The organism is Pseudomonas sp. HLMP (genome assembly GCF_046365545.1).
Classification (GTDB): Bacteria; Pseudomonadota; Gammaproteobacteria; order Pseudomonadales; family Pseudomonadaceae; genus Aquipseudomonas; species Aquipseudomonas guariconensis_B.
The window spans coordinates 2,528,289-2,554,504 of record NZ_JBDLLR010000001.1; the positions used below are offsets into that span (position 1 = coordinate 2,528,289).

Here is a 26,216-nt window from a genome sequence, read left to right on the forward strand (position 1 = left end):
TTAAACCAAGATACCCAGTCGAGCCATACGCTTTCGGATAATCTCGACCTGCTTGCTCAGTTCTGCGTCTGTCAGCACTACTGAGTGAATAGCAACGAACGAAATATCAACCTCAGCGCCAAACGAGGCGGAGTTGCTAGGGCTGCCGATACGGAAAAGTGTGTCGGTTAGTACACGCGGCCTAACATCTGCGTTTTGATTCGAAGTGTTTCGAGTGATGTTTTGAACCTTGAGTGGCATCGACGAGCTGACTCGCATTACTCGAATGCCCCAGTCGGTTGGGACGTCGGAAACACTCAGCAGCGCAGAAGTAGCACCGCCACTCCCATTGTTGCGGGACGCACCACCGGTCAAGCTAGCAGTTGCTACATGATAAAGGTTTGCACCATAGGACGTCCCGACAACCCCTGGGGTAGCAGACTTGCCGATGTAGGTGCCAACATAGAATGGAGTGGACTCATCTCCAGTTGTCGAAGCGTCGGACGGGATTGGATTCACCGCACGCCCCACGACAATTAGTGTCTGCTCCTCGGATTCCGAGATATTCGTTTGCAGGTAGTTAGCACCCCCGCCTTTGAACCGGCCATGTGTTGGATACGCCTGCGGGTTCCCAACAATGCTGGCGTCGGCCTTGTTCATCACTCTATTGAAGCCAAAGCGTGAAACATCCGTGTCGAAAGTAAACCAGCCTTCCAACCCCCGCGTTACGGGAGGGACAACTTTCGAATACCAAGGAGCCAAAGTGTCACGCGCAGTAATTATAAGTCCCATAAACTAGCCTCCGACGTCTCAAATAAGGTTGATTGCAGCTGCAGCGACGAAAGGTGCCAGTGCCGCGTAAAGTCCAAGCCGCGAGGAGCCCGTTGGATGAGTCGAGTCCGCCCAGTTACCCTTCACGAATCCATCTGCACCCGGAGCAGATTTAGACATAGCGTATCCGCTTTCTGGATCAGTCATGGCCCATAGAGGGGCCAAAATCAGATTTGAATAGTTCAGGTTTTCTACTGCTTGTTGCATTGCACGTATGACAGGGGTGTAGTGGCTTAACCACAGAGAATTTCTTGTCGCATCAATTGCCGTTCCAGGAATTGAGCGAATTATCTTTGCGTTCGGCCAGGCTGCCTTAATCTGACTATGCATCAGAGTGTCGTCTGCAAGCACATGGTCATAGATTGTTCCAGCGGACCTGTCTCGGACGTTGTTAGTGCCTAACATGTTTATCACGATGTCAGGTGTGTCGAGGTCAAATCTCGCTTGATAAAACGCGGGGTCGAACACATAGCCATTACGCACGATTGCAACGGGGTCACTCTCTGTAGCAGCACGGAGAAATGGATTTATGGGCCAGCGCAGAGGCTTGGACAGCTCCATGTATGCAGATTCTTCACCAGGGGTGACTTTACCTACACGGTCCGTTATAGCGTACGTAAAATCCCCGGTCTCCCAACCTTCGCGACACTCACCCAACTCACCATTTGTATCGTTGGCATTACCTGCATCCGCAGACCCTGGTAACGTACCAATGAAGGTTGGCACTATACCCAGCTCGACTAGGTATTGACGCAAGAACAAGCCACCTTGACGATTGCCGATACTGTCCCCGATGAAGAGTATTTTTACAGGTTTCGGTGGCACCTGGACTGGCACATGCTTTAGTGAAAGCTTCATTGCCCTGCGGTCACCGGGGCGAGCTATATCACGCATGGTCAGCACGCCAGAGTCGCCGAAGAGACTAGCGCTGACAGTTAGCGTTTTACCTTTTGAGTGTGCATCAGTAGTAGTACTGAAGACTGATGCGGACACAAGCGACACCTGGTCGCGACGAGGCAGGATATTTTCCACATACAAGACAGCATCTCGGATAGGACCTGTCGCGATCAACGGGGAGAAGAGTAAACCTTCTGAAAATGGGGACGGAGGAGATTCCGGTTCAGCAAGTATATAAGGGCTCGTAAGGTCATTGTGAACACCACCCTCAGTGTCAAGAATGAAAATACCTGGTAGCGACGCTGGTCGAACTTCGAGCGGGCCAACCATAGCCAATTCGTCGTCAGCATAAAAAGGTGCTGCTCCCTCGCCATCACCGATAATTGTTGAATTATTTAGCGACGCTATTGAAAACGGAATAGTGTCAAAGCGCTTTATCGAAAGACGCGCAAACCTGGCCCCCTCGCTATCCTCTAGAGCTAAGTGCTCGAAATCACTATCAGGAACACCCCCCGTCCGGATGAGCGAGTCCAAGTCCGCACCACTGGCATAGCTATAGGAATACTCGTAGCTATCAATCCCGGTCTTTTTAAACAGCGAAACCCGTCCTAATCCGGACCCTTCAGGAGACATCCAGAAATAGCTATCGAGCTCTGTCAGCAGCAACGCTTCTTCGAATGTGGAGTAAACGCGACCATTCGCCATCTGACTGCTGAGCTCTACCACTGCATCCGGGATCGCCTGCTTGTGCATTAGCGCTTGCTTGGCAATGGTTGGCACAGGGCCGGACTCGGTATCTACATCCTGGCTGGCAGTCCCATGGATATAGAGATGCTGCTTCAGTGAAGCATTCTTAGATCGCTCAGATGACTCATCGAGAATTGAGGCATAGGCCTCCAACGTCTGAATAGTTGTGTCAGCCATTGACGGCCTCCGGCATTACGTAATGAACTGTATTGAAAATGCGATCAGTACTAGCAAGTAATCGCTGTGCGAATGCCTTGCCGTATCCTACTTTTACCTCTGTATTTGCCGGCCTCCGAATCTGCAGCAACAATTCAAGAGCCGGCCGCGAGAAAGCTTCTAATGGAACATTGAGCCTCCACTCATAAAGAGCATCACCATCGGTGGCAGGTGTATTTACTGTTGCGATACCTGTGAGCGCCGGCCGATTTACATCAACGGTAGCGGTGAGCCCAAAGCGTTTGGCCATAGCGATAAAATACGGAATTGACTGGCCGCCGAGGTCCCCCATTGCAACTAGAACCGCCTGCACCCGGTCTTCGTATGTGTCGCCATCTTCAGGCGTCAAGCCGTACACCCGCTCCCAGTCCGTAATGAAGTCTCCCGAGGTTTCAGGAAAGATTGCAGCCTCAACGGATTCGAGCTTACTTAGCGCGTCCTGGAGCACGTTGGCCTCAGCAGTCATCTGAGCAGTCAGAACTTTCCCTGTGGGGTCGTAAGAAGCCGGGGGAAGCAATGATCGCAATTGCTCAAGAAGTTCGTCGCTCATTCTCAGCCCTCCAACAGTTGAAGTTGGACCGATCCAAACCGAACCCACTTGACGACTGACGGGTCTGCATCCGTTACCACGTTGCCCGTAGGCGACAGAATGCGCAGATCGATCACACCGCCCAGCGCACTAATGGCAGCTGACAGCCTTATTAGGTAAAGCGTTTCGAGCGGAACAATCGGGGCGATAACTTTCTTGCACGCATCCTCAATTGGCGACTGGAGCGATTCCAAAGTGTAGTTAGGTGCCGGTTTAACTTTTGCGCTTAGGTGTACTTCGACGATCTGGGGAGTAAACACCCAGACATCGGCTCCGGCCGGCGCCACGCTCTCGATAAACGCTTGGCATGCCGCAATAACCGCCTCAGACGATGGTCCGCCAGACGAGGTGACCACCACGTCAATAGAGTTGCCTCCACGGCGCTTTGGCAGTATCAAGGCCGTTGAAACACCATCAATCGACGTAGCCCAGCGTCGATAATCGGCAATGTTTCCGCCGCTTGGTGGATTGCGGAGCACGTCCAGATATCGAGCCAGAAGACTCTCGGCACTTTCATCATCAGTGCCTCCGGCTGTTTCAGCCAGGACGCAGGCGCCGTCGACGTTCAGCGGCGGGCTGATGAACGTGCAGGCTCCTTCTATACCGTTGAGCGCGGCACCCGTCTCGATGGAGGCAACCGGGACACTAATGACGCCAGCCTCCGGGATCTCCACTGTCGCAGTGGTGCTAAACACCCGGCCGGTGGCGACATGCCTGATTTGCAGACCAGCCACAACCTGGCCTCCTGGCGTGCCGGTAACGGTCACCCCACTGCCAGAGGGCGTGGCCGACTTGGGGTAGACATTCCGGGTCTCGGCATGCCGTTTGAGTTCTTCAAAGTCAGCGCTGTCGGGGAAGATTTGGCGAGCAGTCCAGGCGGCCTGCTGGTGAATGCCTTCGGCAATCGCTGACACCGAGCTGGCCCGGACGTGGTTATCGCTATCGGACGTGATATCCGCATCAGGCAGCTGGGAGCGAATGTCTCGCAGCGCCCGCGAGCGGATGGCGTCGAATGAAGGGGCTTCGTAAGGCATCAGATCACGCTCACCAGGTGCTCGAAGGTCTGACGACCGGCCGGAGCGCTAACCTCAATCAGGAGCCTCAACCAACCGTCGTGCTTTTGCTCAGCAGTGACCTCCACAGCCGTGGCGCGCCCATCGTCAATCAGCCCCTTAAGGGCTTGCTGGGCGTACTGAACGGCGAGCGAACCTATCCGAGACTTGTCCTTTTCCCGCTTGAGTTCGTGCAGCCGAGAGCCCAGCGCCGGATCGGCCCAGTAGCTGCCGAGTGGAGTCATCAAACGGAGGTAGACGGCATTGGCCAGCGTCGTAATGCGCTGGCCAGTCAAGTCGCCTGTAGTGGGGTTTATGCTTGCGTCCATAGCGAGGCAGATTGCATCGCGCATGCGCAAGGCGGCATATCCAGCCCATGAAATTCCTTTCATGGGCCGGAAATAGAGCGAACGGCTATTGCTCCGGCGTTGGAGTCGGGCTGTTGCCGTGCTTGTGGGCGTTGTAGATCAGTCGGTCGGCCCGCATGCTGCGGGTCTGGTCTATCACATCTGCCGCCGACTGGATGTTGCCATCGGCCTGGACCTCACCAGTCGCCTCGATCATCGGCGTTTCGAATCGGACCTTCGTGCCGGCCTTGACCAGGAACGTATCGGTTACGACCTCGATCACCCGACCGCGCTTGAGGTGGATGTGATCGCCTTCGTCGGAATAGAGCGCTACCTCACCATCTTTGACCTTCAGGCGATACCGAGCATCTTCGGTGGCAATGACCACCACATGCTTGCTGTTGCCACCGATGGGCAGAGCGATGAAATCGGCACCGGCCAAGGGCGCTGAAGTAAAGCCATAGTGCTGAGCCAGCTCACCCGCGACTGCTTCACCTGCCAGGCCTTCCATCTGAACCCCGATGACAGGGCCGTGCGTGTTGCGCGTGCCGACAGCTCGGAATGCCTGACGAATCCCACGTAGAGCACGCTCTACTTGCTCGCGGACGACCCCAGGAAGTGATGCCATCAAAGCCCCCTAACCATCTGGATGAATGCCGCATCTGCATTCGACTTCTTGCCTTTATGCTTCTTGAGCGGGTTGCCGGCGATTAACTGCGACCCGCGATATGACGTCGGTCCGCCATTCGCTCGGGCAGTCATCGATCATCTTTTGGCGCGACTTCTCACAGCGCTCGTCGATGACGCGCTGGGCGTATTCCGCTGAAGGAGACTGTTCAGACATTTGCTTATACCCGCCAGAAATACACAGCGACAGGTTCGCGTGATATGGCGAACCCATGTATTTCCGGGGGCTTTAAGCAAAAAGCCCCGCTAGGCGGGGCTTGATGTGGGGGCGGTCAGTGCAACCGCTTCGGCGCATCCTCGTACCCGAACAGGTCGGGCTCTTGCTGTCGGTGTAGGGCGCGCTGGCGGGCAATGATGTCATAAACCGCCTGGCTGGATAGGTCGAATTTTCGGGCCAAGGCATCAGGCCTTGCGTTCTTCTCCCTCCACTCGCGGAAAATCTCCATGTCCCGAATCGCCCGGCGCAGCCCATCACCCCGAGGGATGTAGACGACAGCACCCCCCATCGTTTCGCAGATCGCGTAAACCATGGCGCGGGCGATTGTCGGCACCTCGTCTGGCTTGTCCGGCAGCAACTGCCTCAGCTTGTGCTCGGCAATGCTGGCCATCTCATTCAACGTTCCCTGCCAGCGAGCCAGCACTACAGCGTCGTTCATGTGCGCCAAGACCTTGTCCGGCTCTAGCTTGTCGACCTCCCCACTATCGAATAACTCTCCGTTGCTCATTGTCGCCTCCCGTGTCGTTTCGCGTCCTTGGCCAGAGCGGCGATGACGCCACCCAGTTGCTTGGTGTCAAGCCACTCCAGCCGTTCAACCTGGTACAGCCGCTTGGCCAGGCCATCGCCGTACTCCCACGGCCGGCCAGCCTCGGCCAGTTGAGCCTCGATCTTGCCGACCAGCTTTGCCTTGTCCGCAGCAGGTTTGGGCTTGCCCCGGCCTTGCTTCGACTTCCAGCCCAGTCGCTCAAACTCTTGCAGCACCTTCGCCACTTGGAGCGGGCTCAGGTCTTTGGCCGATGACAGGCCGGTGATCCGGGTCAGCAAGGCACGGTAGGTTTCGTCATCGAGGCCGAGGTCTTTCTTGGCAATGTGGATCTTGCTGAGCTGCTGGTTGCGCCGGTTCATGACGCCACCTGCGTCAGTGCCAAAGGCGCCGCCGTGGTCATGCCGTGATTCAGCCGTACATCAGCCGCAGCCAACAAGCCATGCATGGCATCGTTTATGGCTCGCACGCCAGCCTTGCGGCGGGTGGTTGCATTGCGATCCCGAGGCTTCTGCTGCACCAGGTCGGGGTAGTGGTGCGCCAAGTACTGCTCAACGGCCGGGGAAAGCGTGGCGCCTGCGAATGCCGCCACCTGTTCATGCACGGCATGAACCCATGCCTCGCAGAACACATCAGCGCGCCGCACCTTGGTAGCCTGCTTGCACCGCTGGAGCTTGTTCAGCGTGAAGTCACGGCGCGCCTGGCGCACCTGACGCAGCAACACGGTCATGGTATAGCCGGCCACCTCGGCCATTTCACCGATGAAATTCCAGCGGCCGATCCCACTGGCAAACAGCGCCTTGCAGGCGTAGGCCCTCGAAACGGTGTTGGCCAGCTGCGCCTCCCACTTCGCCGGTGTTTTCTTCGACCCGGCCATGCGTCCCACGTTCAGAGCGTCTGGCGACAGCTTTTTAAGGAATCGCTGAACTGCGTGAATACTCGGCAGGTCACCAGTCCATGTCCCTGAAAATTCGGCGTAACTGGCTGCGACGCTAGGTTTTGTCGGGCGCTGGTAACAGCGCAAGAACGCTCCCGCCCAATCCGGAACGTCAAGGCTTGCACGCTGACGAAGTGGGGCAAGGGCCATCTCATCTCGGCCAGCTGCACGCCAGCTCGACAGCCAACGCTTCAGAGTCCTTTCAGAAAGTCCGCGACTCTCAGTCTTACGGTCGTTCGCAATCTCAATTCGATCTTGCAAATAGGGTGAGAGCTGACCGTCTTCAGCATGCTTGAGCAGCATATTGATGGCCGTTTTTTGTGAAACGAATTCCGCCAGGCGCTCGATTTCTCGGCAGAACGCCAGGCGAGCCAGCATTACGGAGCGCTGTTTCTCGTTGAGGCGTGACGAACCATCCGCCTCATACGGCTCGACTTTTTCAGCGCTCATGTCTGCTGGCAAGTTGCCATTCGACTCTGCTACCGAGCGCGCCAGAATTTCTGCTTGTGTTTCAGCTGGCAGATCTACAAGGCAGTACTCAATGGCTTTAGAACCCGCGCGCTTGCGCCCATTCCATTCTGCCTTGCCGCGAATCTGTATTGCCCGTTCAGTACCAGGCATACCTGGCAGACCCGCGAGCTCGCGAGCTGTAAACCAGCCAAGTTGATTCGTCATTTATCGAAACCTATGTGTTCTTGGTAATAAGCGTTAGACTTCTAACGGTTTTCTGAAGGTGGGTCGTTGCGACCACCTCGTTGCCTGTTAGGGGTGCCATCGCTGTGCCAGCGTTCGGGCCAAATTTGCTCTGGTTTCAGGCCGATAGCCTTGGCAATGGCCGTTTCCATCCTTGGATAGGGGACCCGCTTCACGTTGTGAAGGGCGTTGCGCTCAACACCAAGCTGCCGAGCAAGCTCAGACAGGGACGTGTCGTGAGCGCGGAGCTGGAACTTAATCCACTCCCAGCGCAACGCAGGGTCCTTCGGAATTCCGTTAGCTGATTTCATTTTCTGTATCCGTACCCACTGTAAAAGGTGGTTTTTTTGGGGGTTCTAACGTTCCCTTGTGAATAAGCTATCGGTTTTCGGAAGGATGCACAACCGAAATCGGAAGGTTCGCTTCTGATTTCTGTGCTCATCCGTCTCGAAAACCGAATAAACCCTTGATTTATCTACAGATTTTCGGAAAGCGAAGTTTCGGATTGCCGACAAATGGCATTTCGCTTTCCCCCTACTGGAAAACGAAATGTCCGACACTGAAAGCCAGGCATACGCCAAGAGCCTGGGAGACCGAATCAGGACCTGTGCTGGCATGGCGGGGAGCGGAGAAGAGCTTTCTCGTAGGACCGGCATTCCCCTTAGCACTATGCACTCCTACCTGAATGGCAAAAGCGAACCTCGGGCATCGAGTTTGGTTTCTATTGCCCAGGCTGTGCAGGCAGACATCGAGTGGCTTGTAACCGGCAAGGTACGGGCCCTGGACACAAAAGAAACCGCACTAGAGGAGGAGTATTCATTCATCCCTCTCTATGACGCCCACATCAGCCAAGGCCACGGGGCTTGGACGGACGGCGCCCGCGTGCTCACAAGGCTTGCCTTTACACGCTACAGCCTGCGAAAAAAGGGCCTATCGCCCGACATGCTAGCTGCGGTGCGTGTGGACGGGGACTCAAACGAGCCTGTGCTGAGCGACGGGGATACTGTCATGGTCGATCTGAGCCGGAACGCGCTTCAGGGCGAGGCGTTTTATGTGATCCGTCTGGATGACCTGCTTTACGCCAAACGGCTGCAACGGCTCTACGACGGGGGTGTGAAGATCATCAGCGCCAACTCTGCCTATGAGCCGATGACCGTTCCCCAGAACCAGCTCAGCAACCTGGAGATCATCGGACGGGTTGTCTGGGCTGGCGGCTGGATGATTTAAAGCAGAGTGCCAAATAGCGCGCCAAATCCGGGTGATTGGCGCCTTTTTCCCGGTTTCTATCTTAGCGGCTCTTTGGCCCTACTATGGCACCGTTTCTTTTCTCCTAGCCCAATGAATCCGGGCTTTTCCGCTTTCTTCCCGCTTCTTCCCGCCTGTTTTCTCTTAGTGCCAAACAGAACACCTCCTCACACTCACGTGTTGTCTACTCTCCCCCCACCTGTACCGATTGCTTGTGCTCCAGCAGAGCCCTGGCCATGTTCATCATGTGCATCAGCGCGAACAGGATCTCCCGCGTCATGCCCTGGGGCTGGTGGGTGGCCGTCTCGTGGGCGGTGGCGGCGGCGCAGCGCAGCAAGGCGACGGCATGGTCGTGGGCCTGCTCGGAGGAAACACCGTCGTGCAGGGTCCAGATGCGGTTGTCCAGGCTGGGGCGGGACGGTGGTGGATTGAGGTAGTAGTCGAGGGCGCGGCGGGCCGCTTCGCTGTCGAGATCTGTTTCGTCTTTTTTCGGTGGTTTCATCCTGATACCTGCGAAGGCCAATGGAAAAAGGTCCAGGCTGAAGTTAATACTTTTAGTATTCGATGTCTCGATGATAAATAATACTGAATGTTTATTGAGCGCCCGAAGGCAGTCCGTATCGTGCCAGCGATGAATATGGATAAATGGATTGCCCTCGTCCGTGACCGGATCGAGGAGCTCGATATCTCCCAGGAGCAGCTCGCCGAGCGCGTTGGGGTTTCCCAGGGCAGCGTGGGCCACTGGCTACGCAAACGGCGCCAGCCGAGGGTCGATTCGATGAACCGGGTGTTCGTCGAGCTCGGCATGCCCCATTACCAGGTCCGCCTGCAGTTGCGGGTACTGGGGCAGGTTGGCGAAGACAGCGCCCTTTACGAGGTGGATGACGACGACGATGTCGACCTGATGAAATACATCGTGTGCTTTCGTTATCCGGTACTGGGCTGGGATGAGCTGGATGCGCCGATGCCCGAGCAAGGCACCGTCTTCGAGCAGACCGATTATTTCGCCCAGGGCAAGGCGTTCTGGCTGACGGTCGAGAACGACGCCATGAGTGCCGCCAGCGGCCGCAGCGTGCCCCAGGGCATGCGCATCCTGGTGGACCCGGGGGTGGCGGCGGAGCCGGGGCGCCTGGTGATCGCTCGCCAGCCTGGCAAGCCGGCGATCTTCCGGGAGCTGGCCGAGGAGGGTGGGCAGCAGTACCTCAAGGCGTTGAACAGCAGCTATCCGGCGTTGGTGTGTGAGGAGGGCTGCGAGTTCCTGGGGGTTGTCGTGCGGGTGCACGGGGTGCTCTAGGGCTTCGGCGAGCTGCCATCGCTCAGTCGAGCGGCATCGGGGCTGCTTTGCAGCCCCGAAATGGCAGTTGAACGGTCAGCTCATTCCAACAGCTCGACCAGCACCGCTCCCTCGTTGACCATATCCCCTTCCTGGCAGAACAGCGCCTTCACCGTCCCGCCATGGGGCGCACGAATGCTGTGTTCCATCTTCATCGCCTCCAGCACCACCAGCGCGGTGCCGGCCTCCACGGCCTGGCCCGGCGCGACCAGCACGCGCACGATACTGCCGTTCATGGGCGCGCCCAGGCCGCCCTGATGGCTGTGGCTGGCCTCGGCCTCGGCGATCGGGTCGAAGGCGGCGACGGCATGCATTTCCCCCTCCCATTGCAGGAACAGGGTGTCGCCACGGCGAATCGCCAGGTGGCGCTGGCGCACGCCGTCCAGGTCATGGCACAACTGCTCGCCTTCCAGGCGCAGGGTCGATGCCGCCGTGCGCTCCAGGGCCACGGCTTGCGCATGGCCGCCGCTCACCAGGTGCAGGCTGCTGCGCGCCGGCAGGCCCAGGCGCAAGCCCGCGCGGCTGGCCCAGGGCGAAGCCGGGTCATCATCGCGCCGGGGCGTGGGGCTGCCCTGCAGCCAGGCTTCGGCGGCAGCCTGCCAGAACGCCGCCGGTAGCGCCTGGGCAGGCGGCAGCAGCTCGGCCTGGTGGCGCGGGATGAAGCCGGTGTCCAGCTCGGCCGCGGCGAAGGCCGGGTGGGCCAGGATACGGCGCAGGAAACCGATGTTGGTCTTCACCCCGCCGATGGCGAATTCATCGAGCATGGCCAAAAGGCGCAGGCGTGCCTGCTCACGGTCCTCGCCCCAGGCGATCAGCTTGCCCAGCATCGGGTCGTAGAACGGCGAGACGCTGTCGCCCTCGCTGACCCCGCTGTCTACCCGTCGTCCCTCACCAGGCGTCGACTCGCGATACAGCGCCAGGGTGCCGGTGGCCGGCAGGAACTCGTTGGCCGGGTCTTCGGCGTACAGCCGCACCTCGATGGCATGGCCGACCAGCGGTACCTGCGCCTGGCTGATCGGCAAGGGATCGCCGCAGGCGACGCGGATCTGCCAGGCCACCAGGTCCAGCCCGGTGATGGCCTCGGTGACCGGGTGCTCCACCTGCAGGCGGGTGTTCATCTCCATGAAGAAGAACTCGCCGCGGGCATCGAGCAAGAACTCCACGGTGCCCGCGCCGACATAACCGATGGCCTGGGCCGCGCGCACCGCCGCCTCGCCCATGGCCTTGCGCAGCTCGGCGGTCAGGCCCGGGGCAGGGGCCTCCTCGATCACCTTCTGGTGGCGGCGCTGGATCGAGCAGTCGCGCTCGTTGAGGTACAGGCAGTTGCCGTGCTGGTCGGCGAACACCTGGATCTCCACATGGCGCGGCTTGAGCACGTACTTCTCCACCAGCATGCGCGCATCGCCGAACGACGACTGCGCTTCACGCTGTGCCGAGGCCAAGGCGTCGGCCAGCTGGCTTTCCTCCTCGACCACCTTCATGCCCTTGCCGCCGCCACCGGCGCTGGCCTTGAGCAGCACTGGGTAGCCGATGCGTTCGGCGGCGGCGCGGAAGGTCTCCAGGTCCTGGGCCTGGCCGTGGTAGCCGGGCACCAGCGGCACGCCGGCGCTTTCCATCAGGGCCTTGGCCGCCGACTTGCTGCCCATGGCGTCGATGGCGCTGGCCGGGGGGCCGAGGAAGATCAGCCCGGCCTGTTCGACGGCACGGGCGAAGCCGGCGTTCTCCGAGAGGAAGCCGTAGCCGGGGTGGATGGCCTGGGCACCGCTGGCCTTGGCCGCGGCCAGCAGCTTGTCGATGTCCAGGTAGCTCTCGGCCGCCTTGGTGCCGCCCAGGTCGACACGGATGTCGGCCTCGCGGCTGTGCCGGGCGTCGCGGTCGGTGGCACTGTGCACCGCGACCGTGGTCAGGCCCATGGCCTTGGCGGTGCGCATGACCCGGCAGGCGATCTCGCCGCGGTTGGCGACCAGCAGGGTGGTCAGCGTGGGATGGCTCATGGGCGTGGGTCCTTATCCAGGGTTTGCCAGGCGGGGCGGCGTTTTTCCAGGAAGGCGCGCAGGCCCTCCTGGCCTTCGGCGCTGACGCGGATGCGGGCGATGCTGTTCTCGCAGTAGCGGCGCAGAGCGGGGCTCAGTTCACCGTCATCCACTTCGCGCAGCAGGTCCTTGGTGGCGCGCAGGGCCTGGGGGCTGTTCTGCAGCAGGTTGTCCACCCAGGCCTCGACCTGGGTGTCCAGGTCGCTGGCCGGGTACACCTCGGCCAGCAGGCCCAGCTCACGGGCGCGCACGCCGCTGAAGCGCTCGGCGGTCAGGGCGTAGCGGCGGGCGGCGCGCTCGCCGATGGCCTTGACCACGAACGGGCTGATCACCGCCGGGGCCAGGCCGATGCGTACCTCCGACAGGCACAGTTGCGCATCCTCGGCGCCGATGGCCATGTCGCAGCAACTGATCAGGCCCAGGGCACCGCCGAAGGCCGCACCCTGCACCACGGCCAGGGTCGGTACCTTCAGGCGATGCAGGCTGTACATCAGCTCGCCCAGTTCATGGGCGTCGTCCAGGTTGGTGTTGAAGTCCAGCTGCGCCGACTGCTGCATCCACGCCAGGTCGGCGCCGGCGCTGAAGTGCCGGCCACGACCGCGCAGCAGGACGAAGCGCAGGCTGGCGTCCTCGGCGAGCCGGTCGATGGCCACGATCAGCTCGCGGATCATCTGCGCATTGAAGGCGTTGTTCTTGTCTTCCCGGCTCAGCCACAGGGTGGCGAAGCCACGGGGATCGCGGATCAACTCGAGGGTTGTGAAATCGCTCATGGGTCACATCCGGAAAATGCCGAAGCGGCTCTGTTCGATCGGGGCGTTCAGCGCGGCGGACAGCGCCAGGCCGAGCACGTCGCGGGTCTGCGCCGGGTCGATGACGCCGTCGTCCCACAGCCTTGCACTGGAATAGTAGGGGTGGCCCTGGCGCTCGTACTGGTCGAGGATCGGCTGCTTGAGCCTGGCCTCGTCCTCGGCGCTGAAGGCCTGGCCTGCGCGCTCGCTCTGCTCGCGCTTGACCTGGGCCAGCACGCCCGCCGCCTGTTCGGCGCCCATCACGCCGATCCGCGCGTTGGGCCACATCCACAAAAAGCGCGGGTCGTAGGCGCGGCCGCACATGCCGTAGTTGCCGGCACCGAAGCTGCCGCCGATGATCACCGTGAACTTCGGCACCTGGGCGCAGGCCACTGCGGTCACCAGCTTGGCGCCGTGCTTGGCGATGCCGCCTTCCTCGTACTTCTTGCCGACCATGAAGCCGGTGATGTTCTGCAGGAACAGCAGCGGGATGCCGCGCTGGCAGGCCAGTTCGATGAAGTGCGCGCCTTTTTGCGCCGCCTCGGCGAAGAGGATGCCATTGTTGGCCAGGATCGCCACCGGGTAGCCGTGCAGGTGGGCGAAGCCGCACACCAGGGTGGTGCCGAACAGCGCCTTGAACTCGTCGAACACCGAGCCATCGACCAGGCGTGCGATCACCTCGCGCACGTCGAACGGTTGCTTGGCGTCGGCCGGCACCACGCCGTACAGCTCCTGAGCGTCGTAGAGCGGGGCGACCGGCGCCTGGCACTGCAGCTTGCCGAGCTTGTGCCAGTTGAGGTTGGCCACGCAGCGCCGGGCCAGGGCCAGGGCGTGCTCGTCGTTGTCGGCATAGTGGTCGGCCACGCCGCTGGTGCGGCAGTGCACATCGGCGCCGCCGAGGTCCTCGGCGCTGACCACTTCACCGGTGGCGGCCTTCACCAAAGGCGGCCCGGCGAGGAAGATGGTCGCCTGCTGGCGCACCATGATCGCTTCGTCGGCCATGGCCGGCACATAGGCGCCACCGGCGGTGCACGAGCCCATGACCACGGCGATCTGCGGGATACCCAGGGCGCTCATGTTGGCCTGGTTGAAGAAGATCCGCCCGAAGTGTTCGCGGTCGGGGAAGACTTCGTCCTGGCGCGGCAGGTTGGCGCCACCGGAGTCCACCAGGTAGAGGCAGGGCAGGCGGTTCTGCAGGGCGATGGCCTGTGCGCGCAGGTGTTTCTTCACCGTCAGCGGGTAGTAGGAGCCGCCTTTCACCGTGGCGTCGTTGGCCACGATCATGCATTCGACCCCCTCGACCCGGCCGATGCCGGCGATCACCCCGGCGGCGGGCACGTCCTCGCCGTATACCTCATGGGCGGCGAGCTGGCCGATCTCGAGGAACGGCGAGCCCGGGTCGAGCAGGCGGTCGATACGCTCGCGCGGCAGCAGCTTGCCACGCGAGGTGTGCCGCTCCTGGGCCTTGGGCCCGCCGCCCTGGCTGACCTGGGCGAGCAGGGTGCGCAGCGCTTGCACCTGGGCCGCCATGGCGGCCGCGTTCTGCACGAATTCCGGCGATCTTGGGTTTAACTGTGACTTCAGAATCATCATTGCTCCCGGCGCAGCTCGCTTTCAGCTCCAAGCATCAAGCTGCAAGCTGATCTGTGTTGTAGTGACGAACGCGTATCTCCAGCACGCCACGAACTGCTCTTTCTTGCAGCTTGAAGCTTGCAGCTCGGCATGCCGCCCGTCAGCGCGTCTCGTTGAAAAGCTCGCGGCCGATGAGCATCCGGCGGATCTCGCTGGTGCCCGCGCCGATTTCGTACAGCTTGGCGTCGCGCAGCAGGCGGCCGGCCGGGAACTCATTGATGTAGCCGTTGCCGCCGAGGATCTGGATCGCCTCCAGGGCCATCTGGGTGGCGCGCTCGGCGGTGTAGAGGATCACCCCGGCGGCGTCCTTGCGGGTGGTCTCGCCACGGTCGCAGGCCTGGGCCACGGCATACAGGTAGGCGCGGCTGGCGTTGAGCTGGGTGTACATGTCGGCGATCTTGCCCTGGATCAGCTGGAACTCGCCGATGCTCTGGCCGAACTGCTTGCGGTCGTGGATGTAGGGCACTACCAGGTCCATGCACGCCTGCATGATCCCGGTCGGGCCGCCGGAGAGCACCACGCGCTCGTAGTCCAGGCCGCTCATCAGCACGCGCACGCCGCCGTTGAGCTGGCCGAGGATGTTTTCCTCGGGCACCTCGACGCCGTCGAAGAACAGCTCGCAGGTGTTGGAGCCACGCATGCCCAGCTTGTCGAACTTGTTGCTGCGCGAGAAGCCTTTCCAGTCACGCTCGACGATGAACGCGGTGATGCCGTGCGGGCCCTTGTCCAGGTCGGTCTTGGCATAGATCACGTAGGTGTTGGCGTCCGGGCCGTTGGTGATCCAGGTCTTGCTGCCGTTGAGCACGTAGTGGTCGCCGCGTTTCTCGGCGCGCAGCTTCATCGACACCACGTCGGAGCCGGCGTTGGGCTCGCTCATGGCCAGGGCGCCGATGTGCTCGCCGCTGATCAGCTTGGGCAGGTACTTCTGCTTCTGTTCGTGGCTGCCGTTGCGGTTGATCTGGTTGACGCACAGGTTGGAGTGGGCGCCGTAGGACAGGGCCACCGAGGCCGAGCCGCGGCTGATCTCCTCCATCGACACCACATGGGCCAGGTAACCCAGGCCGGCACCGCCGTATTCTTCAGGCACGGTGATACCCAGCAGGCCCATGTCGCCGAACTTGCGCCACATGTCGGCGGGGAACAGGTTGTCCTGGTCGATCTGCGCGGCGCGCGGGGCCAGTTCGGCGGCGACGAAGGTGCGCACCTGGTCGCGGAGCATGTCGATGGTTTCGCCCAGGGCGAAGTTCAGGGTGGGGTAATGCATGCGGGGGCACCTTCTTGTTCTTGAAATGGGTAACACCGTAGCTCATGGCTGTTTCACGGCGAGCCTGTGCGAGGCCATGGCAGGGTGTCGTTTTTCACCTTTACGTTAACGTAAGCCTGGCGTTGGGTGCTGTCAATCGACTCATGACCTTTACGTTAACGTAAATCTGCGCCAGAGTAGCCATCGCTTGCTTCAGTCATGCCCAGAACAACCACAAGAAGGGATATCCATGAGTCAACCAAGCTACACCCGTGGCCGCCAGGACCGGCCCCTGCTGACCCAGACCATCGGCCAGGCCTTCGACGCCACCGTGGCCCGCTGCCAGGACCGCGAGGCCCTGGTGGCCCGGCACCAGAGGCTGCGCTACAGCTGGCGGCAATTGGCCGCGCAAGTCGATCGCCACGCCAGGGCGCTCATGGCCCTGGGCGTGCAGGTCGGCGACCGAGTCGGCATCTGGTCGCCCAACTGCGCCCAGTGGTGCATCCTGCAACTGGCCAGCGCCAAGGTCGGCGCGATCCTGGTCAACATCAACCCGGCCTACCGGGTGGGCGAGTTGGAATACGTGTTGCGCCAGTCAGGCTGCAGTTGGCTGGTTTGCGCCGATGTCTTCAAGACCTCCGACTACCACGCCATGCTCCTGGAGCTGGTGCCCGAACTGGCCGCCCCGTCGCCGAGCCGCCTCGCCAGCGAGCGCCTGCCGGACCTGCAGGGCGTCATCAGCCTGGCGGCCAACCCACCGGCCGGCTTCCTGCCCTGGGCGCGCCTGGCCGAGCGGGCCGGGCAGATCGACCTGCAGGCCTATGCCGCGCGCCAGCGCAGCCTGCAGTTCGACCAGCCGGTGAACATCCAGTACACCTCCGGCACCACGGGCGCGCCCAAGGGGGTGACGCTCAGCCACTACAACATCCTCAACAATGGCTACATGGTCGGCCAGAGCCTGGGCCTGGGCGACACCGACCGCATGGTGATCCCGGTGCCGCTGTACCACTGCTTCGGCATGGTCATGGCCAACCTCGGCTGCGTCACCCATGGTTGCACCATGATCTACCCCAACGACGCCTTCGACCCGGCCTTGACCCTGCGCGCGGTGGCTGAGGAGCGCGCCAGCATCCTCTACGGCGTGCCGACCATGTTCATCGCCATGCTCGACCACCCAGGCCGGGCCGAGCTGGACCTGTCCAGCCTGCGCAGCGGCATCATGGCCGGCGCCACCTGCCCGATCGAGGTGATGCGCCGGGTCATCGACCAGTTGCACATGGCCCAGGTGCAGATCGCCTATGGCATGACCGAGACCAGCCCGGTATCGCTACAGACCGGCCCGGACGATGAGCTGGAGTTGCGCGTGACCACCGTCGGGCGTACCCAGCCGCAGTTGGAGACCAAGCTGGTGGACGAGCACGGCAACATCGTCGCCCGTGGCGAGATCGGCGAGCTGTGCACCCGCGGCTACAGCGTGATGCTCGGCTACTGGAACAACCCCCAGGCCACCGAGGAAGCCATCGACCCGGCCGGCTGGATGCATTCGGGCGACCTGGCGGTGATGGACGAGCAGGGCTACGTGCGCATCGTCGGGCGCAACAAGGACATGATCATCAGGGGCGGCGAGAACATCTACCCGCGCGAGCTGGAGGAGTTCTTCTACACCCATCCGGCGGTGGCCGACGCCCAGGTGATCGGCATTCCCTGCAGCCGCTATGGCGAGGAGATCGTCGCCTGGATCAAGCTGCACCCCGGGCACAGCACCAGCGCCGAGGCGCTGCAAGCGTGGTGCAAGGCACGCATCGCCCATTTCAAGGTGCCGCGGCACTACCGCTTCGTCGAGGCGTTCCCGATGACCGTGACCGGGAAGGTGCAGAAGTTCCGGATGCGCGAGATCAGCATCGCCGAGATCGCACTGTAGTTTTTGCCGTTCAACTGTATTTGGGGCCGCTTCGCGGCCCCAGATGCCCCATAGGATCCAAGTCGATCCCCCCATCATGCAGCGCCCAGGCCCCTGCGGGAGCGGGCTTGCCCGCGAATGGCCCCAGGCGGCACCCCCAAAGCCACGGCCAGCCACCCTGGGCCGGTCATGATCCTTGTCTATCCTTTGCCTTTTACCGGCGGCTCCTCGCTCGGCGGGTCCCCCACCGGAGGCGGCACGGTCGGCTCGATCGGCGGATCGTCCGGCTCTTGCTCCGGCACCGGTGGCGGCAGGGTGGGGTCGTCGACGTTGGGATCGGGCGCCTCTGGCGCAATGGGTATGCTCATGGCCTGGCCTCGCAGGATGAATGAAGTGCTGTCGCAGGCTTTGACCGGGCCCTGTGCCATTCGCTCATTTTTTTGAACCCCCGCCGCCCCGACGGCTCTGAACCCTTACCGCCACAGCAAAAGGGAGCAAGGTTCGATGTCTGGTAACGAGCCCTTCGAAAGCGTGCCCATGGCCAACGACCATCCAGACCAGGCCATCAGCCTGTCCCAGGCGCTGCTGGCGCCGCGCATCGTGATCGAGGACACCCTGCCCGTGCTCGACGCCGGCACCTTCGCGGCCAAGGCCGTGCGCGGCCAGCCGGTGGAGGTGAGCAGCAAGGTCTACAGCGACGGCCACGACCGTCTGGCGGTGACCCTGCACTGGCGCCAGGCCCACAGCCGGCGCTGGCACTGCGTGGCGATGCACTCCCCGGGCAACGACCTGTGGCTGGCGCACTTCACCCCCACCGAGCTGGGCCCGCACCTGTTCAGCATCGAAGCCTGGATCGACCCCTTCGCCACCTACTGCCACGACCTGGAGAAGAAATACCACGCCGGCGTCGAGGTCAGGCTGGAGCTGGAGGAGGGCCGGCTGTTGCTGGGCCAGGGCGCCGAGTGCAGCCAGGGCCCGTTGCGCGAGCAGCTCGAACAGTTGCAGCAGCGCCTGTCGACGCTGGCAGCGGACGACCAGGTGGCGCTGTTGCTGCATCCCGACACCGCCGCGCTGATGATCGAGGCCGAACACCGCAGCTACCTGACCCGCAGCGCCGAGTTCCCCGTGGACGTGGACCGTGAGCGCGCCCTGTTCGCCAGCTGGTACGAGCTGTTTCCCCGCTCGGTCACCGATGATCCCCAGCGCCACGGCACCTTCGACGACGTGCACCAGCGCCTGCCGATGATCCGCGACATGGGCTTCGACGTGCTGTACTTCCCGCCCATCCACCCTATCGGCATGAAGCACCGCAAGGGCCGCAACAACGCCTTGCGGGCCGAGCCGGGCGACCCGGGCAGCCCCTATGCGATCGGCAGCCCGGAGGGTGGCCACGACGCCATCCACCCACAACTGGGCAGCCGCGAGGATTTTCGCCGGCTGGTGGCCGCCGCCGCCGAGCACGGCCTGGAGATCGCCCTGGACTTCGCCATCCAGTGCTCCCAGGACCACCCCTGGCTGACCGAGCATCCCGGCTGGTTCAGCTGGCGCCCCGACGGCACCATCCGCTACGCCGAGAACCCGCCGAAGAAGTACCAGGACATCGTCAACGTCGACTTCTACGCCGCCGATGCCGTGCCCTCCCTGTGGCTGGCCCTGCGCGACGTGGTGGTCGGCTGGGTCGAGGAGGGCGTGCGGACCTTCCGTGTCGACAACCCGCACACCAAGCCGCTGCCGTTCTGGCAGTGGCTGATCGCCAATGTGCGCAGCCGCTACCCGGACGTGATCTTCCTCGCCGAGGCCTTCACTCGCCCGGCGATGATGGCGCGCCTGGGCAAGGTCGGCTATGCGCAGAGCTACACCTACTTCACTTGGCGCAACACCAAGCAGGAACTGCGCGAGTACTTCGAGGAACTCAACCAGCCGCCGTGGCGCCACTGCTACCGGCCGAACTTCTTCGTCAACACGCCGGACATCAACCCCTATTTCCTGCAGACCAGCGGCCGTGCAGGCTTCCTGATCCGCGCCGCCCTGGCCACCATGGGCTCGGGGCTGTGGGGCATGTACTCGGGCTTCGAACTGTGCGAGGGCACGCCGCTGCCGGGCAAGGAGGAGTACCTGGACTCGGAGAAGTACGAGATCCGCCCGCGCGACTTCACCCAGCCGGGCAACATCGTCGCCGAGATCGCCCAGCTCAACCGCATCCGCCGGCAGAACCGTGCCCTGCAGACCCACCTGGGGGTGGCGTTCTACAACTGCTGGAACGACAACATCCTGTACTTCGGCAAGCGCACGCCCGAGCGCGACAACTTCATCCTGGTGGCCGTGAGCCTCGATCCGCACAATGCCCAGGAAGCGCACTTCGAACTGCCCCTCTGGGAGCTGGGCCTGGACGACGGCGCCGATACCCTCGGCGAGGACCTGATGAACGGCCACCGCTGGACCTGGCACGGCAAGACCCAATGGATGCGCATCGAGCCCTGGCACCTGCCATTCGGCATCTGGCGCATCGAGCGGGCAAGTTAGGCGATGAATCGGGGGCCGCGAATCGCCCCATCGCCGGCAACCCAGCTCCCGCAGGTTTTGCCGCACCGCGAAGCTTGTGGGAGCCGGCTTGCCGGCGATGGGGCGCGAAGCGGCCCTGATACCGACAACACGGTTGCAAGCTGAACCCGAACAGAAAGGAGTCGCACATGGCCAAGCGTTCCCGCCCGGCAGCCTTCATCGACGACCCGCTGTGGTACAAGGACGCGGTGATCTACCAACTGCACGTGAAGTCGTTCTACGACTCGAACAACGACGGCATCGGCGATTTCGCCGGGCTGATCGGCAAGCTCGACTACATCGCCGACCTGGGCGTCAACACCCTCTGGCTGCTGCCGTTCTATCCTTCGCCACGGCGCGACGACGGCTATGACATCGCCGAGTACAAGGCCGTGCACCCGGACTACGGCAGCATGGCCGATGCCCGCCGTTTCATCGCCGAGGCGCACAAGCGCGGGCTGCGGGTGATCACCGAGCTGGTCATCAACCACACCTCCGACCAGCACCCCTGGTTCCAGCGCGCCCGCTGTGCCAAGCGCGGCAGCAAGGCACGGGACTTCTACGTGTGGTCGGACGACGACCAGAAGTACGACGGCACGCGGATCATCTTCCTCGATACCGAGAAGTCCAACTGGACCTGGGACCCGGTCGCCGGCCAATACTTCTGGCACCGTTTCTATTCCCACCAGCCGGACCTGAACTTCGACAACCCCCAAGTGCTGAAGGCGGTGATCGGGGTCATGCGCTTCTGGCTCGACCTGGGTGTCGACGGCCTGCGCCTGGACGCGATCCCCTACCTCATCGAGCGCGACGGCACCAACAACGAGAACCTGCCCGAGACCCACGAGGTACTCAAGGCGATCCGCGCCGAGATCGACGCCAACTACCCCGACCGCATGCTCCTGGCCGAGGCCAACCAGTGGCCCGAGGACACCCGGCCGTACTTCGGCGAGGGCGACGGCAACGAGTGCCACATGGCCTTCCACTTCCCGCTGATGCCGCGCATGTACATGGCCCTGGCGATGGAGGACCGCTTCCCGATCACCGACATCCTGCGCCAGACCCCGGAGATCCCCGCCAACTGCCAGTGGGCGATCTTCCTGCGCAACCACGACGAGCTCACGCTGGAGATGGTCACCGACCGCGAGCGCGACTACCTGTGGAACTACTACGCCGAGGACCGCCGCGCACGCATCAACCTGGGCATCCGCCGGCGCCTGGCGCCGCTGCTGCAGCGTGACCGTCGGCGCATCGAGCTGCTCACCAGCCTGCTGCTGTCCATGCCCGGCACGCCGACGCTGTATTACGGCGACGAGCTGGGCATGGGCGACAACATCTACCTGGGCGACCGCGACGGCGTGCGTACCCCCATGCAGTGGTCGCCCGACCGCAACGGCGGTTTCTCTCGCGCCGACCCCCAGCGCCTGGTGCTGCCGCCGATCATGGACCCGCTGTACGGTTACCAGACGGTCAACGTCGAGGCCCAATCCCACGACCCGCACTCGCTGCTCAACTGGAACCGCCGCCTGCTGGCGGTGCGCAAGCAGCAGAAGGCCTTCGGCCGTGGCAGCATGAAGATGCTCACCCCGAGCAACCGGCGCATTCTCGCCTATGTACGCGAGTACACCGATGCCGAGGGCAACAACGAAATCGTCCTGTGCGTGGCCAACGTTTCCCGCGCCGCCCAGGCCGCGGAGCTGGAGCTGTCCCAGTATGCCGACAAGGTGCCGGTGGAAATGCTCGGCGGCAGCGCCTTCCCGCCCATCGGCCAGTTGCCGTTCCTGCTCACGCTGCCGCCCTATGGCTTCTACTGGTTCCTCCTGGCCTCGCGCGATCGCATGCCCAGCTGGCACATCGAGCCGACCGAGGGCCTGCCGGAGCTGACCACCCTGGTGCTGCGCAAGCGCATGGAGGAGTTGCTCGAGGCGCCCTCCAGCGACACCCTGCAAACGACCATCCTGCCCCAGTACCTGCCCAAGCGGCGCTGGTTCGCCGGCAAGGAAGGGCCGATCGACCAGGTGCGCCTGAGCTACGGCGTACGCCTGGCCACGGCGGCCAGCCCGGTGCTGCTCAGCGAACTGCAGGTGCACAGCGACGGCGTGGTCGATCACTACCAACTGCCTTTCGGCCTGCTGCCGGAGGAGCAGATCAACAGCGCCTTGCCGCAGCAACTGGCGCTGTCCCGGGTACGCCGGGGCCGCCAGGTGGGGCTGATCACCGACGCCTTCGTCCTCGAGCCGTTCATCCGTGCCGTGCTGCGTGCCTGCCAGGAGCGCACCCGGCTGCCGAGCGATGCGGGCGAGCTGCATTTCGAGTGCACCGAACAACTGGCCGAGCTGGCGCTGGACGAGGACAGCGAAGTGCGCTACCTGAGCGCCGAGCAATCCAACAGCTCGGTGGTGGTGGGTGGGCGCCTGGTGCTCAAGCTGATCCGCCGGGTCAACCCCGGCATTCACCCGGAACTGGAGATGAGCACCTACCTGACCGCGGCCGGCTTCGCCAACATCTCGCCGTTGCTGGGGTGGGTCAGCCGGGTCGACGAGCAGCAGCAACCGCACTTGCTGATGATCGCCCAGGGCTACCTGGACAACCAGGGCGATGCCTGGGCATGGACCCAGAACACCCTGGAGCGGGCGATCCGCGACGAGATGGAGCCGACGACCGTCGAGCCGGAGGCGCACACCGACGCCCTGGCCGAACTCACCGGCTTCGCCGCCTTGCTCGGCCAGCGCCTGGGCGAGATGCACCTGCTGCTGGCCGCGCCCAGCGACGACGAAGCCTTCCAGCCACGGCCCAGCTTGGCCGCAGACAGCGAGCGCTGGAGCCGGCAGATCAGCGCCGAGCTGGCGCATGCCCTGGACCTGCTGGCCCAGCACCGCGACAGCCTCGACAGCGAAAGCCAGGCCCTGGTCGACGACCTGCAGCAACAACGCGCGGGCCTCGCCCAGCACATCGACACCCTGGCCCACCAGGCCCAAGGTGGCCTGCTGATGCGCGTGCACGGCGACCTGCACCTGGGCCAGGTGCTGGTGGTGCAGGGCGATGCCTACCTGATCGACTTCGAAGGGGAGCCGGCACGTCCGCTAGAGGAGCGCCGGGCCAGGCACAGCCCGTACAAGGATGTCAGCGGCGTGCTGCGTTCCTTCGACTATGCTGCTGCGATGATCCTGCGCAGCGCCTCGGCGGTGGACTTGTCCGACGCCGCGCGCCAGGCCCGGCAGCGGGTCGCCCGGCAGTACCTGCACCAGTCGCGCCATGCCTTCGTCGAAGCCTATGGCCTGGCCACCGCCGCCATGCCCCACGCCTGGCAGCAGGCCGAGGGCGAACGCGCCGCGCTGGAGCTGTTCTGCCTGGAAAAAGCCGCCTACGAAATCACCTACGAAGCCGAGAACCGGCCAAGCTGGCTGGCCGTGCCCTTGCATGGCCTGCATGGACTGATCAGTACCTGGGGAGAGCCATAGATGAATGCAACCACGCGTGAAAACGGCGGCCTTCGGCAACGGGACCTCGACGCCCTGGCCCGCGCCGAGCACGCCGATCCCTTTGCCGTGCTGGGGCCGCACGCCGATGGTGCGGGCGGCCTGTTCGTTCGCGCCTTCCTGCCCAACGCGCTGAGCGCGCGAGTGCTGGCGCGCCATGATGGACGCGTGCTGGCCGAAATGGTGCAGGGCAGCCTGCCGGGCCTGTTCACCGCGCACCTGGACGAAGCCCATCCCTACCTGCTGCAGATCGGCTGGGCCGGCGGCGAGCAGATCACCGAAGACCCCTACAGCTTCGGCCCGCAGTTGGGCGAGATGGACTTGTACCTGTTCGCCGAAGGCAACCACCGCGACCTGTCCGGCCGCTTCGGCGCCCAGCCCACCCAGGCCGACGGTATCGACGGGGTGTGCTTCTCGGTCTGGGCACCGAATGCCCGGCGGGTCTCGGTGGTCGGCGACTTCAACAACTGGGACGGCCGTCGCCACCCCATGCGCCTGCGCCACGATGCCGGGGTATGGGAGCTGTTCGTGCCGCGCCTGGGCATCGGCGAGGCCTACAAGTTCGAAGTACTCGGCCAGGGCGGCGTGCTGCCGCTCAAGGCCGACCCGCTGGCCCGCGCCACCGAGCTGCCGCCGAGCACGGCCTCCAGGGTGGCCGGCGCGCTGCGCCACGCTTGGCGCGACGACGGCTGGATGGCCCAGCGCGCCCAGCGCCATGCCTACAACGCGCCGCTGGCGATCTACGAGCTGCATGCCGGCTCCTGGCGCTGCGAGCTGGACGACAGCGGCGAGATCGCCCGTTTCTACGACTGGCGCGAGCTGGCCGAACGCCTGGTGCCCTACGTGCAGGACCTGGGCTTCACCCATATCGAGCTGATGCCGATCATGGAGCACCCGTTCGGCGGCTCCTGGGGCTACCAGCCGCTGTCGCTGTTCGCGCCCACCTCACGCTACGGCAGCGCGGAGGATTTCGCCGCGTTCGTCGACGCCTGCCACCAGGGTGGCATCGGCGTGATCCTCGACTGGGTACCGGCGCATTTCCCCACCGACGAGCATGGCCTGGCGCGTTTCGACGGCACTGCCCTGTACGAGTACGACAACCCTCTGGAGGGCTTTCACCAGGACTGGAACACACTGATCTACAACCTTGGCCGCAACGAGGTGCGCGGCTTCATGCTGGCCTCGGCGCTGCACTGGCTCAAGCACTTCCACATCGATGGCCTGCGCGTCGATGCGGTGGCCTCGATGCTCTACCGCGACTACTCGCGCAAGGCCGGCGAGTGGGTGCCCAACCGCCATGGCGGGCGCGAGAATCTCGAGGCCATCGACTTCATCCGCCAACTCAACACCGTGGCCGCCCACGAGGCCCCAGGGGCGCTGATCATCGCCGAGGAGTCCACCGCCTGGCCCGGCGTCAGCCAGCCGGTGCAGCAGGGCGGCCTGGGCTTCGCCTACAAGTGGAACATGGGCTGGATGCACGACACTCTGCACTACATCCAGAACGACCCGGTGCACCGCGCCTATCACCACAACGAAATGAGCTTCGGGCTGATCTATGCCTATTCCGAGCACTTCATCCTGCCGATTTCCCACGACGAAGTGGTGCACGGCAAGCACTCGCTGATCGACAAGATGCCGGGCGATCGCTGGCAGAAGTTCGCCAACCTGCGCGCCTACCTGGCCTTCATGTGGACCCACCCGGGCAAGAAGCTGCTGTTCATGGGCTGCGAGTTCGGCCAGTGGCGCGAGTGGAACCACGACCACCAGCTGGATTGGTACCTGCTGCAGTATTCCGAGCACCAGGGCGTGCAGCGCCTGGTGAGCGACCTCAACCGCCTGTACCGCGAGCAGCCGGCCCTGCACGAGCAGGACTGCCAGCCCCAGGGCTTCCAGTGGCTGATCGGCGACGATGCGCGCAACAGCGTATACGCCTGGTTGCGCTGGAGCGCCGACGGCGAGCCGTTGCTGGTGGTGGCCAACTTCACCCCCGTGCCGCGGGAGGGGTATCGCATCGGCGTGCCGTTCGGCGAGCGCTGGGCGGAGTTGCTCAACAGCGATGCCGAGCTGTATGCCGGGTCGAATGTGGGGAACCTGGGGGCGGTGGCCAGCGAGCCGTTGCCCAGCCATGGGCAGCCGTTGTCGCTGGCGCTGAACCTGCCGCCGTTGGGCGTGCTGGTGATGAAACCGGCCTGACACCACCGGTGTATGGCAAGGGCTCACCCTTGTTCGCAGAGCACGCCAAGCCCCAATGCCGCTTACTTAAGACGGTCAGCGGTGATTTGGGGC

General features: G+C 63.2%; 22 protein-coding genes. 6 read left to right on the top strand and 16 right to left on the bottom strand.

Translation table 11 applies throughout. The features are described from left to right. The 10 genes from ABFA30_RS11850 to ABFA30_RS11895 all read right to left on the bottom strand — a co-directional run bounded on the left by ABFA30_RS11850 (position 1) and on the right by ABFA30_RS11895 (position 8,047). The gene (locus ABFA30_RS11850; RefSeq protein ID WP_410045469.1) at positions 1-639 is read right to left on the bottom strand and encodes a hypothetical protein; all 639 of its coding nucleotides are present in this window, start codon (positions 637-639) and stop codon (positions 1-3) included. A gap of 150 nt (positions 640-789) precedes the next feature. Further along, complete coding sequence (locus ABFA30_RS11855) at positions 790-2,631, bottom strand: hypothetical protein (RefSeq protein ID WP_410045470.1); 1,842 nt, start codon at positions 2,629-2,631, stop codon at positions 790-792. Then, positions 2,624-3,220: a putative phage tail protein gene (locus ABFA30_RS11860; RefSeq protein ID WP_410045471.1), complete on the bottom strand. Its 597-nt coding sequence runs from the start codon at positions 3,218-3,220 to the stop codon at positions 2,624-2,626. Before ABFA30_RS11860 ends, ABFA30_RS11855 begins: the two co-directional genes overlap by 8 nt. A 2-nt stretch (positions 3,221-3,222) precedes the next feature. Further along, positions 3,223-4,293, bottom strand: a complete 1,071-nt coding sequence (locus ABFA30_RS11865) for a baseplate J/gp47 family protein (protein ID WP_368816348.1) — start codon at positions 4,291-4,293, stop codon at positions 3,223-3,225. Next, positions 4,293-4,664 carry a phage GP46 family protein gene (locus ABFA30_RS11870; protein ID WP_368816347.1) on the bottom strand — a complete coding sequence of 124 codons (372 nt, stop codon included), beginning with the start codon at positions 4,662-4,664 and terminating at the stop codon, positions 4,293-4,295. Before ABFA30_RS11870 ends, ABFA30_RS11865 begins: the two co-directional genes overlap by 1 nt. Before the next feature lie 61 nt (positions 4,665-4,725). Next, positions 4,726-5,286 (bottom strand): phage baseplate assembly protein V, encoded by a 561-nt coding sequence (locus ABFA30_RS11875; protein WP_368816346.1) that lies wholly within the window; start codon positions 5,284-5,286, stop codon positions 4,726-4,728. Between the two features lie 331 nt (positions 5,287-5,617). Next, positions 5,618-6,070, bottom strand: coding sequence for a Mor transcription activator family protein (locus ABFA30_RS11880; protein ID WP_236236700.1), 453 nt, complete (start codon positions 6,068-6,070; stop codon positions 5,618-5,620). Continuing rightward, on the bottom strand, positions 6,067-6,468 hold the full coding sequence (locus ABFA30_RS11885; protein WP_410045472.1) for a gp16 family protein: 402 nt from the start codon (positions 6,466-6,468) through the stop codon (positions 6,067-6,069). The genes ABFA30_RS11880 and ABFA30_RS11885 overlap by 4 nt, the downstream gene beginning before the upstream one ends. Further along, on the bottom strand, positions 6,465-7,718 hold the full coding sequence (locus ABFA30_RS11890; protein WP_410045473.1) for a DNA-binding protein: 1,254 nt from the start codon (positions 7,716-7,718) through the stop codon (positions 6,465-6,467). Before ABFA30_RS11890 ends, ABFA30_RS11885 begins: the two co-directional genes overlap by 4 nt. 41 nt (positions 7,719-7,759) lie before the next feature. Continuing rightward, positions 7,760-8,047: a transcriptional regulator gene (locus ABFA30_RS11895; RefSeq protein ID WP_410045474.1), complete on the bottom strand. Its 288-nt coding sequence runs from the start codon at positions 8,045-8,047 to the stop codon at positions 7,760-7,762. A gap of 238 nt (positions 8,048-8,285) precedes the next feature. On the opposite strand from ABFA30_RS11895, the gene ABFA30_RS11900 reads away from it, so the two are divergent. After that, the gene (locus ABFA30_RS11900) at positions 8,286-8,963 is read left to right on the top strand and encodes an XRE family transcriptional regulator (protein WP_410045475.1); all 678 of its coding nucleotides are present in this window, start codon (positions 8,286-8,288) and stop codon (positions 8,961-8,963) included. A 202-nt stretch (positions 8,964-9,165) separates the two neighbouring features. On the opposite strand, the gene ABFA30_RS11905 is transcribed toward ABFA30_RS11900, so the two are convergent. Then, positions 9,166-9,483, bottom strand: coding sequence for a hypothetical protein (locus ABFA30_RS11905; protein ID WP_225790201.1), 318 nt, complete (start codon positions 9,481-9,483; stop codon positions 9,166-9,168). Positions 9,484-9,570: 87 nt separating this feature from the next. Here ABFA30_RS11905 and ABFA30_RS11910 point away from each other — a divergent pair, with 87 nt between their 5' ends. Continuing rightward, a complete protein-coding gene (locus ABFA30_RS11910) occupies positions 9,571-10,275 on the top strand; it encodes a LexA family transcriptional regulator (protein ID WP_225790202.1) in 705 nt (234 codons plus the stop codon). A gap of 80 nt (positions 10,276-10,355) precedes the next feature. Here the strand turns inward: ABFA30_RS11910 and ABFA30_RS11915 are convergent, their stop codons facing one another. From ABFA30_RS11915 to ABFA30_RS11930, 4 genes are all read right to left on the bottom strand, one after another. Continuing rightward, a complete protein-coding gene (locus ABFA30_RS11915) occupies positions 10,356-12,308 on the bottom strand; it encodes an acetyl/propionyl/methylcrotonyl-CoA carboxylase subunit alpha (protein WP_410045476.1) in 1,953 nt (650 codons plus the stop codon). Next, entirely contained in the window at positions 12,305-13,117 is an 813-nt protein-coding gene (locus ABFA30_RS11920; protein WP_225790204.1) for a gamma-carboxygeranoyl-CoA hydratase, read from the bottom strand. Before ABFA30_RS11920 ends, ABFA30_RS11915 begins: the two co-directional genes overlap by 4 nt. A 3-nt stretch (positions 13,118-13,120) precedes the next feature. After that, the gene (locus ABFA30_RS11925) at positions 13,121-14,728 is read right to left on the bottom strand and encodes a carboxyl transferase domain-containing protein (RefSeq protein ID WP_225790205.1); all 1,608 of its coding nucleotides are present in this window, start codon (positions 14,726-14,728) and stop codon (positions 13,121-13,123) included. Between the two features lie 139 nt (positions 14,729-14,867). Then, positions 14,868-16,031 carry an isovaleryl-CoA dehydrogenase gene (locus ABFA30_RS11930; protein ID WP_253081422.1) on the bottom strand — a complete coding sequence of 388 codons (1,164 nt, stop codon included), beginning with the start codon at positions 16,029-16,031 and terminating at the stop codon, positions 14,868-14,870. 229 nt (positions 16,032-16,260) lie between these two features. On the opposite strand from ABFA30_RS11930, the gene ABFA30_RS11935 reads away from it, so the two are divergent. Next, entirely contained in the window at positions 16,261-17,931 is a 1,671-nt protein-coding gene (locus ABFA30_RS11935) for an AMP-binding protein (RefSeq protein WP_410045477.1), read from the top strand. Between the two features lie 179 nt (positions 17,932-18,110). On the opposite strand, the gene ABFA30_RS11940 is transcribed toward ABFA30_RS11935, so the two are convergent. Continuing rightward, on the bottom strand, positions 18,111-18,278 hold the full coding sequence (locus ABFA30_RS11940; protein WP_225790208.1) for a hypothetical protein: 168 nt from the start codon (positions 18,276-18,278) through the stop codon (positions 18,111-18,113). Positions 18,279-18,414: 136 nt separating this feature from the next. Between ABFA30_RS11940 and ABFA30_RS11945 the strand changes: the two genes are divergently transcribed. From ABFA30_RS11945 to glgB, 3 genes are all read left to right on the top strand, one after another. Then, the gene (locus ABFA30_RS11945; RefSeq protein ID WP_410045478.1) at positions 18,415-20,433 is read left to right on the top strand and encodes an alpha-1,4-glucan--maltose-1-phosphate maltosyltransferase; all 2,019 of its coding nucleotides are present in this window, start codon (positions 18,415-18,417) and stop codon (positions 20,431-20,433) included. A gap of 167 nt (positions 20,434-20,600) precedes the next feature. Beyond that, entirely contained in the window at positions 20,601-23,912 is a 3,312-nt protein-coding gene (gene treS / locus ABFA30_RS11950) for a maltose alpha-D-glucosyltransferase (RefSeq protein ID WP_410045479.1), read from the top strand. Further along, positions 23,913-26,123 (top strand): 1,4-alpha-glucan branching protein GlgB, encoded by a 2,211-nt coding sequence (gene glgB, locus ABFA30_RS11955; protein WP_225790211.1) that lies wholly within the window; start codon positions 23,913-23,915, stop codon positions 26,121-26,123. It abuts the gene before it with no gap. Positions 26,124-26,216: the final 93 nt, after the last annotated feature.

Excerpts from the sequence above, each read along its gene's own strand:
- ABFA30_RS11850 (WP_410045469.1), bottom strand. The coding sequence starts at position 639 with ATGAACAAGGCCGACGCCAGCATTGTTGGGAACCCGCAGGCGTATCCA.
- ABFA30_RS11855 (WP_410045470.1), bottom strand. The coding sequence starts at position 2,631 with ATGGCTGACACAACTATTCAGACGTTGGAGGCCTATGCCTCAATTCTC.
- ABFA30_RS11860 (WP_410045471.1), bottom strand. The coding sequence starts at position 3,220 with ATGAGCGACGAACTTCTTGAGCAATTGCGATCATTGCTTCCCCCGGCT.
- ABFA30_RS11865 (WP_368816348.1), bottom strand. The coding sequence starts at position 4,293 with ATGCCTTACGAAGCCCCTTCATTCGACGCCATCCGCTCGCGGGCGCTG.
- ABFA30_RS11870 (WP_368816347.1), bottom strand. The coding sequence starts at position 4,664 with ATGCGCGATGCAATCTGCCTCGCTATGGACGCAAGCATAAACCCCACT.
- ABFA30_RS11875 (WP_368816346.1), bottom strand. The coding sequence starts at position 5,286 with ATGGCATCACTTCCTGGGGTCGTCCGCGAGCAAGTAGAGCGTGCTCTA.
- ABFA30_RS11880 (WP_236236700.1), bottom strand. The coding sequence starts at position 6,070 with ATGAGCAACGGAGAGTTATTCGATAGTGGGGAGGTCGACAAGCTAGAG.
- ABFA30_RS11885 (WP_410045472.1), bottom strand. The coding sequence starts at position 6,468 with ATGAACCGGCGCAACCAGCAGCTCAGCAAGATCCACATTGCCAAGAAA.
- ABFA30_RS11890 (WP_410045473.1), bottom strand. The coding sequence starts at position 7,718 with ATGACGAATCAACTTGGCTGGTTTACAGCTCGCGAGCTCGCGGGTCTG.
- ABFA30_RS11895 (WP_410045474.1), bottom strand. The coding sequence starts at position 8,047 with ATGAAATCAGCTAACGGAATTCCGAAGGACCCTGCGTTGCGCTGGGAG.
- ABFA30_RS11900 (WP_410045475.1), top strand. The coding sequence starts at position 8,286 with ATGTCCGACACTGAAAGCCAGGCATACGCCAAGAGCCTGGGAGACCGA.
- ABFA30_RS11905 (WP_225790201.1), bottom strand. The coding sequence starts at position 9,483 with ATGAAACCACCGAAAAAAGACGAAACAGATCTCGACAGCGAAGCGGCC.
- ABFA30_RS11910 (WP_225790202.1), top strand. The coding sequence starts at position 9,571 with ATGTTTATTGAGCGCCCGAAGGCAGTCCGTATCGTGCCAGCGATGAAT.
- ABFA30_RS11915 (WP_410045476.1), bottom strand. The coding sequence starts at position 12,308 with ATGAGCCATCCCACGCTGACCACCCTGCTGGTCGCCAACCGCGGCGAG.
- ABFA30_RS11920 (WP_225790204.1), bottom strand. The coding sequence starts at position 13,117 with ATGAGCGATTTCACAACCCTCGAGTTGATCCGCGATCCCCGTGGCTTC.
- ABFA30_RS11925 (WP_225790205.1), bottom strand. The coding sequence starts at position 14,728 with ATGATGATTCTGAAGTCACAGTTAAACCCAAGATCGCCGGAATTCGTG.
- ABFA30_RS11930 (WP_253081422.1), bottom strand. The coding sequence starts at position 16,031 with ATGCATTACCCCACCCTGAACTTCGCCCTGGGCGAAACCATCGACATG.
- ABFA30_RS11935 (WP_410045477.1), top strand. The coding sequence starts at position 16,261 with ATGAGTCAACCAAGCTACACCCGTGGCCGCCAGGACCGGCCCCTGCTG.
- ABFA30_RS11940 (WP_225790208.1), bottom strand. The coding sequence starts at position 18,278 with ATGAGCATACCCATTGCGCCAGAGGCGCCCGATCCCAACGTCGACGAC.
- ABFA30_RS11945 (WP_410045478.1), top strand. The coding sequence starts at position 18,415 with ATGTCTGGTAACGAGCCCTTCGAAAGCGTGCCCATGGCCAACGACCAT.
- treS (WP_410045479.1), top strand. The coding sequence starts at position 20,601 with ATGGCCAAGCGTTCCCGCCCGGCAGCCTTCATCGACGACCCGCTGTGG.
- glgB (WP_225790211.1), top strand. The coding sequence starts at position 23,913 with ATGAATGCAACCACGCGTGAAAACGGCGGCCTTCGGCAACGGGACCTC.